Here is a 12,978-nt window from a genome sequence, read left to right as displayed (position 1 = left end):
TTGAGGGGCAGATGACAGACGATATCCATCATCTTGAGCTCTTGATGCTGCTGTTGCTGGTCTTTGTGGTCGTGCTGGCAGCGCTGGCGCGGCGCATCGGGCAGCCGTATCCGATTGTCTTTGTGCTGGGTGGGCTGGTACTGAGTTTTCTGCCGCCCGTGCCCGATATTGTCCTGCGTCCCGATTTCGTTTTTCTGGTGGTGCTTCCGCCGCTGGTATTTGCTTCTGCGCATAACTCGTCGTGGCGAGACATGCGCGAGAACATGTTCAGTATTCTTTCGCTGGCCTTCGGGCTTGTGGCTTTCACGGTGATCGGCGTTGGGTTTGCTGCGCATTTCTTTTTCTCGCAGCTCACCCTGCAGACGGGATTAGTGCTGGGCGCTGTCGTTTCTACCACCGATGCGCTGGCGGCAGGCAATATTGCGCGCAGGCTCGGCATTCCTGGCCGCATCGTGGACATTCTGGAGGGCGAGAGCCTCATCAACGATGCAAGCGGACTGCTGGCGCTGAGCTTTGCCGTCAACATCATTCTCGATGGGCGAGCGCCTTCTGTACTTGGAGCAGTTGAAAAGCTGCTGTATCTCTCGATTGGCGGCCTGGCGATCGGGCTGGGGGTTGCGTGGCTGCTCTCGAAGCTGATTTTGCGTATCGAAGCGTCGCAGATTGAACTGACGATGACGCTGATGACTCCGTACGTAGTCTATTTGCTGGCCGAACGGCTGCATGCTTCCGGTGTAATGGCGACGGTTGCGTGCGGGCTCTATCTCGGGCATCGTCAAACGCGGTTGCTCTCGCTTGGAGCGCGGCTGGAATCGCCGGCGGTTTGGAATACGGTCGATTTCATTCTGAATGGCGTGGTTTTTTTGCTGTTGGGGATGCAGATATCGAATGTGCTGGCTGGTATCAAGGGATTGGGGCTTCGGCAACTGATTGCAGGCGGGCTGATGGTGAGCCTCATCGTAATTGCGCTGCGTTTTGTCTGGGTCTTTCCCGGAGCGTGGGTAGGACAGAGGCTTCGCGGATGGATCTCTCGAAGCAGGCAGCCAAATATCGACAGGCGTCACCTGTTTGCTGTGGCATGGGGCGGCATGCGCGGCGTAATCGCGCTGGCGGCGGCCGTCTCATTGCCGGAGGAGTTAAGGAATGGCGATCCATTTCCGGCTCGCAACATCATCATCTTCTTTACGTTCTGCGTGATCCTTGTCACGCTGGTGTTTCAGGGACTGACATTTCCATTCATTATTCGCAAACTGGGGCTCGCACAGGGCGACGTAGAAAATGTTGAAGGACAGGCAGCTCTGAAGAAGATGCTGAGCGATGCCCTCCACTATGTGCAGACAGAAAAGGAAAAATCACCCGGGTCGAAGGAGGTTTTCAATGCATTGGAACGTGCCTATAAGCGGCGGCTCGCACTTCTGAGAAATCCACAGGATGCGGGAGGCAGGGAAGAAATTTCTAGCCAGGCATCCCGTTACCTGGAGATTGCGAGAGCGGCGCGAAATGTGGAGCGGCACACCGCGGCGCAATTACTGGATTCAAACCAGATCAACGATCTCGTATATCAGCAATTGATCCTCGATATCGACCTGCAGGATGCGCGAGGGATACGTCGTTCCAGTTAGGGAGCCAGGCCCCTTTTTGCACAGGTAGCCCATCATCTTGGGTTGACTTAAAAGAAAAACACAGGATATAGTCGTTTTACTTTGTGGTGCCCGACGGTAACTCGCCGGGCTGAAAAGGGAATCCGGTGCAAATCCGGAGCTGCCCCGCAGCGGTAAGCAGGAACGAAAGCCTCATTCAATACGCACTGGTTCGGCCACGGACTGGGAAGCGGAGGCAAGTAGGAGGTACGGCCTGCAAGTCCGAAGACCTGCCACAGAGATACGCTCATGCGCCTCCGAGGGGAGTGCCGGGTGATGATGGTCTTTCTTCGTCATTTCCTTTCACTTTTTCCTGCGGGGCGGAAAGGTCGTTTCCGTGTCCGATTTGCAGACCACACTCGCTGATCTTGCTCCCGATTTTCCCCTCCCCGAACCGGTTCCGCAGATGCAAGTGCGAAAGCGCAACGGCTCGGTCGAGGTTGTGGATGTAAACAAAATTGTGCGCGCGGTGCAGCGATGCTGCTCGGGTCTGTCGCATGTGGACCCGATGCGCGTGGCCAGTCGCACCATCGGCGGCCTGTATAACGGCGCCACCACGCGCGAGCTGGATTCGATCTCGATTCAGACGTCAGCGTCGTTGATCGCGGAAGAGCCGGAGTATTCGAAGCTCGCCGCGCGCCTGCTGCTGGCGACCATCGTGAAGGAAGTAGCTGGCCAGAATATCTATTCGTTCTCGCAGTCGATTGAGCTGGGACAGCAGGAGTCGCTGATCGGCAGAGCTACGGCTCAGTTCGTGAGCGACAATGCACGCAAGCTGAACAATGCTATCGATGAGGGCTTCTCTGACCGCTTTGAATATTTTGGGTTGCGCACGGTGTATGACCGCTATCTTTTGCGGCATCCGATTACGCGCAAAGTGATTGAGACCCCGCAATATTTTTTCCTGCGTGTTTCCTGCGGGCTGGCGCTGACGGTGAATGAGGCCATTGATTTTTACCGGCTGCTCGCGGCGCACGATTACATGCCGAGCTCGCCGACGTTGTTCAATTCCGGCACGCGGCATACGCAGATGTCTTCCTGCTACCTGATCGATTCGCCGAAGGACTCGCTGGAGTCGATCTATGACACCTACAAACAGGTGGCGTTGCTTTCGAAGTTTTCCGGCGGCATCGGGCTGGCCTTTCATCGCGTGCGGTCGGAAGGCTCGCTGATTCGCGCGACGAATGGATTGTCGAATGGCATTGTGCCGTGGCTTCATACGCTCGATGCGTCGGTTGCCGCGGTGAACCAGGGCGGCAAGCGCAAGGGCGCATGCTGCGTCTATCTGGAGCCGTGGCACGCCGACATAGAACAGTTCCTTGAGCTGCGCGACAACACCGGCGACCAGGCGCGGCGTACCTACAATCTCAATCTGGCCAACTGGATTCCGGACCTGTTCATGCGGCGCGTGGACGAAGACGGCATCTGGTCGCTCTTCGATCCCAAGGAAGTGCCACACCTTACCGATCTTTACGGCGATGCATTTGCGAAGGCCTATGAGGCTGCCGAGGCGGAAAAACTCTATTTGAAACAGGTGAAAGCGCGCGATCTGTACGCGCGCATGATGCGCACGCTGGCGGAGACCGGCAACGGCTGGATGACCTTCAAAGACACGACGAATCTGAAGTGCAACCAGACGGGCGTAGATGGCAACGTCGTGCATCTCTCGAATTTGTGCACGGAAATCACCGAGGTGACGTCCTCCGCTGAGACAGCGGTCTGCAATCTCGGCTCGGTGAATCTGGCCCGGCACGTAGCCAATGGCAAGTTTGATTTTGCCAAGCTCGCGCGCACAGTGCGCACGGCTGTGCCGATGCTCGATCGCGTGATCGACATCAACTATTACCCGGTCGATCAGGCAGCATCGGCAAACAATCGCTGGCGGCCTGTGGGCCTTGGTGTTATGGGCCTGCAGGATGTTTTCTTCCAGCTTGGGCTTGCGTTCGATTCACCGGAAGCGCGCGCGCTTTCGACCCGGATTCAGGAAGAGATTTACTACCACGCGCTCTGTGCCTCCTGTGATCTGGCGGAGAAGGATGGAGCGCATCCGGCATTCGCGGACACGCGCATAGCGAAGGGCGAGTTGCAGTTTGATCTGTGGAAGATTGTTCCTGCCGACACCTCTCGCTGGAACGCGTTGAAAGAACGCATCGCAAGACACGGTCTGCGGAATTCACTGCTGATTGCCATCGCGCCGACGGCGACCATCGCTTCCATCGTCGGCTGCTATGAATGCATCGAGCCGCAGATCTCGAACCTTTTCAAGCGCGAGACGCTCTCCGGAGAATTTCTACAGTTAAACCGGTACCTTGTTGATGAGTTGAAGCGGCTTGGGCTGTGGGTCGAAGAGATGCGGACGCGCATTAAGTTGGCGGAAGGCTCGGTGCAGGGAATTGGGGAGCTGCCTGAGGCAGTACGTAGAATCTATCGCACCGTGTGGGAGCTGCCCATGCGCGCCATCATCGATATGGCAGCTGAGCGCGGCGCATGGATCGACCAGAGCCAGTCGCTGAACCTTTTTGCTGAGTCGCCAAATATCGGAAGGCTCAGCTCCATGTACATGCATGCCTGGAAGAGCGGCGTGAAGACAACATATTATCTGCGTTCACGTCCGGCGACGCGTATTGCCAAGACGACGGTAGTACAGAGCATGTCGGCAGTCGCCTGCTCACTCGATAACCCTGAAAGCTGCGAAGCCTGCCAGTAGAGGAGAATTCTAATGTCTGAATCATCCGTAAAAGTGCCTGACTCGATTCTTGACCCAGGCCTGTGCCTCACGCTGCGGCCGATGCGCTATCCCATTTTCTTTGAGATGTTCAAGGACGGCATTCGCAATACATGGACCGTGGAAGAGGTTGATTTCCAGACCGACTTATCCGATCTGCGCTCGCGGCTTACGCCTGCGGAAACGCACCTCATTCAGCGTCTCGTAGCTTTCTTTGCCACCGGCGACTCGATTGTGTCGAACAACCTTGTGCTGAATCTCTATAAGCACATCAACTCGCCCGAGGCGCGGCTTTATCTCTCACGCCAGCTTTATGAAGAGGCAGTGCACGTGCAGTTTTATCTCACGCTGCTCGATAACTATATTCCCGATCCCGCGGCACGCGCTGAGGCCTTCGCGGCAGTAGAAACTATTCCTTCCATTTCGAAAAAAGCACAGTTCTGCATGAAGTGGATGGATTCGATTCAGCAGCTGGATGCGCTCGAGACGGTCGAGCACCGGAAACAGTTTCTGCTGAACCTGATCTGCTTCGCTGGCTGCATCGAAGGGCTGTTTTTCTTTGCCGCGTTTGCCTATGTCTATTTTTTGCGTTCACGCGGTCTGCTGCACGGACTGGCCGCAGGCACGAATTGGGTTTTTCGCGATGAGAGCTGCCATCTCGAATTTGCCTTTGAGGTTGTGAACACAGTACGCGGGCAGCATCCGGAACTGTTCGACGCCGAGATGGAGCGGCAGGTCATCGCCATGATTTCGGAAGCAGTGGATTGCGAGACACAGTTCGCGGAAGATCTGCTTTCCCGCGGCGTTGCCGGATTGTCCCCGCGTGATATGCGCGAATACCTGCAGTATGTGGCAGATTCGCGTCTGCAGCGATTGGGCATCAAACCGATCTTCGGCTCGAAAAATCCCTTTCCGTTCATGGAATTGCAGGATGTGCAGGAGCTCACCAACTTCTTCGAGCGCCGCGTTTCCGCTTACCAGGTGGCAGTGGAAGGAGAGGTTGCCTTCCACGACGATTTTTAACTGCGGCAACCATTGCTATTGCTCATCCCCTCCAATGATCAGGAGGGAAGATTATGGCAATTGTGGGTGTGATCGGCGGCGTCATTCTTCTCTGCATCATCGCGTGCATTTGGGCTTCCGGCTCAATGACGACGAGAAAATTTAACCTTCAGGGCAGAAATAAGTCAGCGCCTCACGAGCCGAGACCGCGGACGACCGGCCTGGATTAGGTAAATAGCCTCTTTCGCAAATCGGCTTAACGCGTTACAGTAGCCGTCATATCCACTATGACGGCTACTACAGTTACTAACCCTTCCGTTTCCGGCGTTAAGACACGCCTTGCCTCGCTTGACGTGCTTCGCGGCATCACCATTGCCTTCATGATCCTGGTAAACAACAATGGCGATGAGCGTTTCGCCTACTGGCCACTTAAGCATTCGCTCTGGAATGGCTGGACGCCAACCGATCTTGTTTTCCCCACGTTTTTATTTGTAGCCGGCATTTCGCTGGTCTTCTCGTTCGAGTCACGGCTGGCCAAAGGCACGTCGCGAACATCACTCCTGCTTCACGCTCTGCGCCGATCGGCGATTCTGTTCGCCCTGGGATTGGTGGTCAACGGTTTTCCGTTTTTCCATCTGGCTCATCTGCGCATCTACGGCGTGTTGCAGCGCTTCGCTGTCTGCCTCTTCATTGCCAGTGTGATTTACCTGTGGAGCCGTGGCCGCGAGGTCGCCACCATTGTTACGGTCATCGTGGCAGCGCTGGTGAGCTACTGGATCATCATGCGCTGGATTCCAGTGCCGGGATATGGTCTGCCGACACGCGATATTCCGCTATTGGATAAAGACGCGAACTGGGTCGCTTATCTTGACCGGCACATTTTCCCAGGCAGACTGTATGAAGGCACGCGTGACCCTGAGGGCCTGCTGAGCAATCTTCCTGCGCTGGGAACAGCGCTGCTCGGCATGCTGACGGCAATATGGCTGCGCGCGAAGAAAAGCGAGCAAACAAAATTTATCGGTCTCTTTGCAGCTGCCATTGCAGGGCTGCTGCTCGGCAAGATCTGGGGACACTGGTTCCCCATCAACAAGAAACTTTGGACCAGTTCGTACGTCCTTTTTGCTGCGGGCTGCTCCCTGCTCGGGCTTTCCATCTCTTACTGGCTGATTGAAATCAAGCAATGGAAGCGCGGATGGACCTTCCCCTGGATCGTCTTCGGTTCGAATGCAATTGCGATCTACGTCTTCTCCGAGCTATTACCTTCGCTCTTTGGAGATGTTCACATCGGCGGCAAATCCCTCGGGCAGATCATCTATGCGAATGTCTTCGCACACATTCCTGATCCGTCGCTGGCGTCGCTGTGCTGGTCGTTGGCTATCGTCGCGATCTGTTTTATCCCTGCGCTGATTCTTTACAAGAAGAAAATCTTTATCAGGATCTGAGAATTACGAAAGCAGCGCCCTACACTCGCGGGCAATCTGTTTTTCTTCCTCACTGGGCACAATGCGAATAGCGACCGCGCTTGTGTCCTCAGAAATCACAGGGGCGGATGTACGATTCCGCTCTGCATCCAGCGTCACGCCGAGGAAACGCAGCCGCTGACAAACATTGGCTCGTACCTCGGCGCTGTGTTCCCCTATGCCGCCGGCGAAGACGAGCAGTTCGAGGCCGCCGAGCACGGCAGCAAACGATGCAATCGTCTTTGCAATTGAGCGGCAGAAGACTTCGATGGCAAGCTGCGCGCTCCGATCGCCAGTATTCGCAGCAGTCTGCAATTTGCGCATATCGTTGGTGCCGCCGAGTGCCTTCAGTCCGCAATCATTGTTCAACAGCGATTCGAGCTTGTCTGCATCGAGCTTCTGATAGCGCATGAGAAAGAGCGGCACGCCGGGATCGAGATCGCCTGGGCGCGTACCCATAGGGATACCGCCAGTTGGCGTCAGGCCCATGCTGGTGTCGACGGACTTGCCATCCGCAATGGCAGCGAGGCTGGCTCCGCTGCCGAGATGTGCAGCTACTGTTTTTTGCGGAATGTCCTTACCCAGCGCGCGCACGATCGACGCATACGACAAGCCGTGAAATCCATAGCGCCGCAAGCCCTGGGCGGAATACTTTTCCGGAATAGCGAAGTGATACGCAGCTTCCGGCATTGTCTGGTGAAAGGCGGTGTCGAAGCAGGCAAACTGCGGCACGCCGGGGAAGAGCGTTTCCATATGGCGGACGAGAGCGATCGCAGCAGGAATATGCAGCGGCGCAAAATGCACGGCTTCTTCGAGAGCGGAGAGCACTTCGTCTGTGATCTGCTGATGGGCGATCAGGCGCGGCCCGCCATGCACGATGCGATGACCGATGCCTGCCGGCGCATCGTACTTGAGTTCCGCAAGTTTTTTAGTGATGCGGCTGAGTGCGTCTTGCTGCGATTCGAAGCGCTGTGTCTCGCGGAGAAGAACCTTCCCCGCCGCGTCCTCGACTTCGAGCTTGCCATTGTCGCTGCCAATCGCATCGGCATTGCCGCGAATGATGGCATGCTCATCTCCATCTCGTTCGACAAAGATGCCAAACTTCAACGAAGATGAGCCGCTGTTGACGACAAATACCGGCTTCATGCGTTGTCGCCGCCCGTGTCTTCGCTTGTCGCTCCTTTACCGCTTCCCGTCCACGTCCAGTTGCGAACCTCGGGCAGGTCTTCACCATATTCTGAAACGTAAAGCTTATGCTTCTGTCGCATCTCGGAAAATTTCTGCTCCGCTGCGTCGGTCAACTGGCGCAGGCGCGGCACGCGGCGCACAGCATCGAGCGCGAGGGTGAAGCGGTCCATATCATTCAATACGCACATATCGAAGGGCGTAGTGGTCGTGCCCTCTTCCTTATAGCCGCGCACGTGAATGTTGCCGTGATTTGCTCTGCGATATGTGAGGCGGTGAACCAGCGTCGGATAGCCATGAAAGGCGAAGATCACCGGCTTGTCTTCCGTGAACATGCGATCGAAATCTTCATCAGGAAGCCCATGCGGATGCTCTGAGATTGGCTGCAGCGTCATCAGATCAACGACGTTGATGACTCGAATCTTCAGGTCAGGAATGTGCTCGCGCAGCAGTGAAACCGCGGCCATTGTTTCGAGGGTCGGCACATCGCCGGCACACGCCATCACCACATCAGGATCGCCGCCGTCATTGCTCGCCCATTCCCAGATGCCAAGCCCGGCGGTACAGTGCCGAATAGCCTCGTCCATCGTGAGCCACACCGGAGCAGGCTGCTTGCCCGCGATGATGAGGTTCACATACTGGCGGCTGCGCAGGCAGTGGCTTCCAACGGAGAGCAGCGTGTTTGCATCGGGAGGCAGATAGATTCGCACGACATCCGATTTCTTATTCGCAACATGGTCGATGAAGCCTGGATCCTGGTGCGTGAAACCATTGTGATCCTGCCGCCAGACGTGTGAGGATAGCAGGTAATTGAGGGATGCAATCGGCTTCCTCCACGGCAATCCATTCGTGACCTTCAGCCATTTTGCGTGCTGGTTAAACATGGAATCGACAATATGGATGAATGCTTCATACGAAGAAAAGAAGCCGTGGCGACCTGTCAGCAGGTAGCCTTCGAGCCATCCCTGGCACATATGCTCGCTTAAGACTTCCATCACGCGGCCATCGGGCTGCAGGTTTTCATCGACCGGCAGCGTCTCTGCGATCCAGCGCTTTTGCGACGCTTCATAAATAGCTTCCAGACGATTGGAGGCAGTTTCGTCGGGACCAAAGACACGAAAATTTTTGCTTTTCAGGTTCGCCTTCATCACGTCGCGTAGAAAGTATCCGAGTACGCGCGTCGCTTCGGCGTCCGTGCCGCCGTGCTCCTTGATCTTTACTTCGTAGTCGCAGAAGTCCGGCAGTTCCAGCGGCTGCATAAGAAGTCCGCCATTCGCGTGCGGATTCATCCCCATACGCAAGCGCCCCTTCGGCGCAATCTCGGCGAACTCGTCGCGAAAGGCGCCCTTTTCGTCGAAGAGTTCCTGCGGCTTGTAACTGGACATCCACTCTTGTAGCAGCTTCAGGTGTTCCGGATTGCCGCGAACAGTCGCGAAGGGTACCTGGTGCGCGCGCCACGTTCCTTCTACCGGCTTGCCGTCTACTTCTTTGGGTCCGGTCCAGCCTTTGAGCGTCTTCATCACAATCATCGGCCACGCTGGGCGTGTTGCGTCATTTTTGTCACGCGCGTTCTTCTGGATGGCTTTGATCTCCGCATACACCTTGTCGAGCAACGCGGCCATCTGCTGGTGCATAGTGTCGGGATCGCTGCCCTCGATGAAGTAGGGATTGTAGCCATACCCCCGCATCAGCGATTCCAGCTCACTCTCCGGAATGCGCGCCAGCACCGTGGGATTCGCGATTTTGTAACCGTTAAGGTGCAGAATTGGCAGCACTGCGCCGTCAGTGATGGGATTGAGAAATTTGTTCGAATGCCAGCTTGTCGCGCAGGGGCCGGTTTCCGATTCGCCATCGCCGACGATGCAGGCGACAAACAGATCGGGATTGTCGAGTGCCGCGCCATAAGCATGCAGCAGTGAGTAGCCGAGTTCGCCGCCCTCGTGGATGGAGCCAGGCGTCTCCGGTGCGACGTGGCTGGGAATGCCATAAGGCCAGGAGAATTGGCGGAAGAGGCGCTTGATGCCGTCCTCGTTCTGCTCAATGTGCGGGTAAATTTCTGTATACGAACCTTCAAGATAGGTGTTGGCTACAATACCGGGTCCGCCGTGACCGGGGCCGATGATGTAGATCATGTTGATGTCGTTCTTCACAATGATGCGGTTCAGGTGGACGTAAATAAAATTCAGCCCGGGTGTTGTTCCCCAGTGTCCCAGCAGACGAGGCTTGATGTCGTCCATCGTCAGGGGACGTTCAAGCAGCGGATTGTCTTTGAGAAAAATTTGCCCGACTGACAAATAATTGGCTGCGCGCCAATAGGCATTCATCTTGTTCAGGAGTTCGGGGGAAAGGGCTTCGGTCACGGTACATCCTCCTCGTGCGTCGAGTGTAGGGGACAACGGACGGTCAGCATTCGACCAGGGAAAGACTTTCGAGCCGTACCTGCCAACATACGATGACTCGATGAAAATCGCAATCAGCAGGCTACGCTACAGAGAGCCTGGATCATCCATATTCACGCAAGGAAACGTATGGCATGTGAATTCTTGATGAAGATCGGGGATGAGCCGCAACATATACAGGCGCATCCCGCGATGCGGCCTGATCTTTAGGAAGGAGGTTGGTACTGGCGCTTAGTCTTCCCTTGAGGAACGACAACTACCGGCCGCCGCAATGGCACCATGGCCGATCCCTGCTGAAAGCCATGCTGCATGCGGCTCAGCATTTCGCTGCGGACGTATTCGACGAAGCCCGTCATCTGGCGGTTCATCTCTTCCATGCGCTCGCGCATCTGCAGAATGATGGCGATACCGGCAATATTCACGCCGAGGTCGCGCGCGAGATTCAGAATAAATTCCAGGCGCTCAAGGTCTTCATCGGTGTAGAGGCGCGTGTTTCCTTCGGTGCGCGAGGGCTTCAGCAATCCTTCGCGCTCATAGAGACGAAGGGTTTGCGGATGAATACCGTACATCTCGGCTACTGCCGAGATCATATAAGCGCCTTTTGACTTGCGTTTCGTGGGCATGGATTCTTATTGCGCGAAGAATCGCGCCACTCCGTCCTGTATCTGGGCTGCTCCAAAGCGGATATGCCGCGGCAAAAGCCGGAAGAGCTGTCCTCCACCTATTCTGTAGGGTACAAAAGCTTTTACACAGTACCCATTTTGGTGCTCGATCTCAACCAGCAGGGCATCGGTAAAACCTTCCGCAGAAGGCTTGCTCAAGGAGACGTTGGCTGCCGTTGCCGCGGCGATAATCTCTTTCTTGTGGCTGCGCTCGGTGATCTGCTGCTGCAAAAGTTCGAGCAGCAATGCAGGATCGGGCGGCAAGTCTTTACGCGGCGTGGTTTCGTTCACCAACTCACGCTTCTCGTCGAGCGAAAAAGCGAACGGCCCGAACTCGCCGTATCTCCGCAGCATGCGGCGTGCGTAGTTGACGGAGATGTTCAGCAGCTCGTTTGCGTCGTCGCGAATTTGGGTATCTTCTGACACTACAGCTTGCTCCAGATCGTCGTTCGCGGATCATCAGGATTGAGCTTGGCAAACTCCCGCAAAATTTCTTTTGAACGCTCGTCCTGTACCTGGGGAACCGTGATCTCAACGGTTACGATTTCATCGCCGCGCACGCCCTCGCGTGTTGCTGATGGAACTCCGCGCTCGCGCATGCGAAGCTTCTGGCCGGACTGCGTTGCCGGTGGAATCTTCAGTTGCGCACGACCGTCGATGGTTGGGACCTCGATCTTAGCGCCCAGCGCCGCCTCAGTAACCGTCACAGGTACGGTGATGTGAATGTCGTCCCCTTGCCGGGTGAAGACCGGATGTGTGCCCGTCTTGATGATGAGGTAGAGATCGCCCGGTGAGCCGCCGTTGATGCCGGCATTGCCTTTCCCCGCCAGGCGAATACGCTGGCCGTCGCGAGTGCCCGGCTTGATCCGGAAATCGATGTGCTCGGTGCGCGCAACCGTGCCCTGTCCGTGACAGGTCGGGCAGGGATCCTGTACTTTGCCCGAACCGCCGCAACGCGGGCACTGGATGTTGAACTTCATGCGGCCGCCCATCTGCTGCACCTGGCCGGAGCCGTGACACTCGGGGCAGGTATGTGGACCGCCCACGGTGGCTTTCCCTTTGCAGGTTGGGCAGATCTCCTGGTGTTGAATGTCGAGGCGAGTCGTGCCCCCCCGAATCGCCGTCCAGAAATCGATCGAGGCCTGGTATTCGAGGTCAGTCCCAGGTTCAGGCCCCTGCTGACGGCGACCTTCCGGCGAAAACATGCCGGAAAAAATGTCGCGGAAACCGCCCCATCCGCCGGATTGTGCATTTCCCGGCTGCCGCCCGCCGGAGGGAGCGAAGTCGGAGAAGTCAAAGCCGCCGAAATCAAAGGGAACTTCCTGTCCCTGTCCGCGAGCGCCACTGCCCTGCCCGGCGCGAGCCGCGGCTGCCGTCGCAGGGTCAATCTGGTCGGAGTAGAAGCCGAATTGATCGTAGATTTTGCGCTTTTTTTCGTCGCTCAGTATGTCGTTGGCCTCGGAGATCTCTTTGAACTTCTCCTCAGCCTTTTTGTCGTTCGGATTGACATCGGGATGGTACTTGCGCGCAGCTTTGCGGAAGGCCTTGCGGATTTCGTCGGGTGTGGCCGTTTTCTTTATGCCGAGCGTGGCATAGTAGTCTTTGTGTGTTGGAGGCATTGTTTTCTAGTCTTTGCCCTCTCGGATGATTTGGGATGGCTATGATAAAAGGCCCCTCATCACCCTCATCTTTATCGTACAAGAGTAAGGAAACATAAGCCAACCCCACTCAACTATAGATGCGTAATCCTGCCGTAAGAAGCAAATCGTCGCGAGCAGTCTTAGGAACTGTGTATACAGATGGGAAAAGTTTGCCATCCGCAGGCAGCGAAAGGTCTACTTCCCCTATTTTTCACTGAATGCAGCACTTTAGTACCCGGCAAATCCGCTCAAAATAAAATCGTTA

9 protein-coding genes and 1 riboswitch are annotated in these 12,978 nt (G+C 56.1%); of the genes, 4 read left to right on the top strand and 5 right to left on the bottom strand.

The window, feature by feature from the left end:
- The first annotated feature begins 11 nt into the window (after window positions 1–11).
- The 4 genes from GSQ86_RS02250 (at window position 12) to GSQ86_RS02235 (ending at window position 6,809) form a co-directional block, all read left to right on the top strand.
- Window positions 12–1,622 carry a Na+/H+ antiporter gene (locus tag GSQ86_RS02250; protein ID WP_158748338.1) on the top strand — a complete coding sequence of 537 codons (1,611 nt, stop codon included), beginning with the start codon at window positions 12–14 and terminating at the stop codon, window positions 1,620–1,622.
- 67 nt (window positions 1,623–1,689) lie between these two features.
- A riboswitch (cobalamin riboswitch) is annotated at window positions 1,690–1,893 on the top strand.
- An 84-nt stretch (window positions 1,894–1,977) separates the two neighbouring features.
- Window positions 1,978–4,347 (top strand): ribonucleoside-diphosphate reductase subunit alpha, encoded by a 2,370-nt coding sequence (locus GSQ86_RS02245; protein ID WP_254062082.1) that lies wholly within the window; start codon window positions 1,978–1,980, stop codon window positions 4,345–4,347.
- Window positions 4,348–4,359: 12 nt separating this feature from the next.
- Window positions 4,360–5,388 carry a ribonucleotide-diphosphate reductase subunit beta gene (locus GSQ86_RS02240; protein WP_158748337.1) on the top strand — a complete coding sequence of 343 codons (1,029 nt, stop codon included), beginning with the start codon at window positions 4,360–4,362 and terminating at the stop codon, window positions 5,386–5,388.
- A 266-nt stretch (window positions 5,389–5,654) separates the two neighbouring features.
- Window positions 5,655–6,809, top strand: coding sequence for an acyltransferase family protein (locus GSQ86_RS02235; protein ID WP_158748336.1), 1,155 nt, complete (start codon window positions 5,655–5,657; stop codon window positions 6,807–6,809).
- 3 nt (window positions 6,810–6,812) lie between these two features.
- On the opposite strand, the gene GSQ86_RS02230 is transcribed toward GSQ86_RS02235, so the two are convergent.
- From GSQ86_RS02230 to dnaJ, 5 genes are all read right to left on the bottom strand, one after another.
- On the bottom strand, window positions 6,813–7,973 hold the full coding sequence (locus GSQ86_RS02230; RefSeq protein ID WP_158748335.1) for an acetate/propionate family kinase: 1,161 nt from the start codon (window positions 7,971–7,973) through the stop codon (window positions 6,813–6,815).
- On the bottom strand, window positions 7,970–10,372 hold the full coding sequence (locus GSQ86_RS02225) for a phosphoketolase (protein ID WP_158748334.1): 2,403 nt from the start codon (window positions 10,370–10,372) through the stop codon (window positions 7,970–7,972). Before GSQ86_RS02225 ends, GSQ86_RS02230 begins: the two co-directional genes overlap by 4 nt.
- A gap of 245 nt (window positions 10,373–10,617) precedes the next feature.
- Window positions 10,618–11,034, bottom strand: a complete 417-nt coding sequence (locus GSQ86_RS02220; protein ID WP_158748333.1) for a helix-turn-helix transcriptional regulator — start codon at window positions 11,032–11,034, stop codon at window positions 10,618–10,620.
- 6 nt (window positions 11,035–11,040) lie between these two features.
- The gene (locus tag GSQ86_RS02215) at window positions 11,041–11,499 is read right to left on the bottom strand and encodes a hypothetical protein (protein WP_158748332.1); all 459 of its coding nucleotides are present in this window, start codon (window positions 11,497–11,499) and stop codon (window positions 11,041–11,043) included.
- Window positions 11,499–12,692: a molecular chaperone DnaJ gene (gene dnaJ, locus GSQ86_RS02210; RefSeq protein ID WP_158748331.1), complete on the bottom strand. Its 1,194-nt coding sequence runs from the start codon at window positions 12,690–12,692 to the stop codon at window positions 11,499–11,501. Before dnaJ ends, GSQ86_RS02215 begins: the two co-directional genes overlap by 1 nt.
- Window positions 12,693–12,978: the final 286 nt, after the last annotated feature.

This window comes from Acidobacterium sp. S8 (assembly GCF_009765985.1).
In the GTDB taxonomy this organism is placed as follows: domain Bacteria; phylum Acidobacteriota; class Terriglobia; order Terriglobales; family Acidobacteriaceae; genus Alloacidobacterium.
Note: the sequence above shows the minus strand (reverse complement) of the source record. Positions and strands in the feature narration are given on the sequence as shown.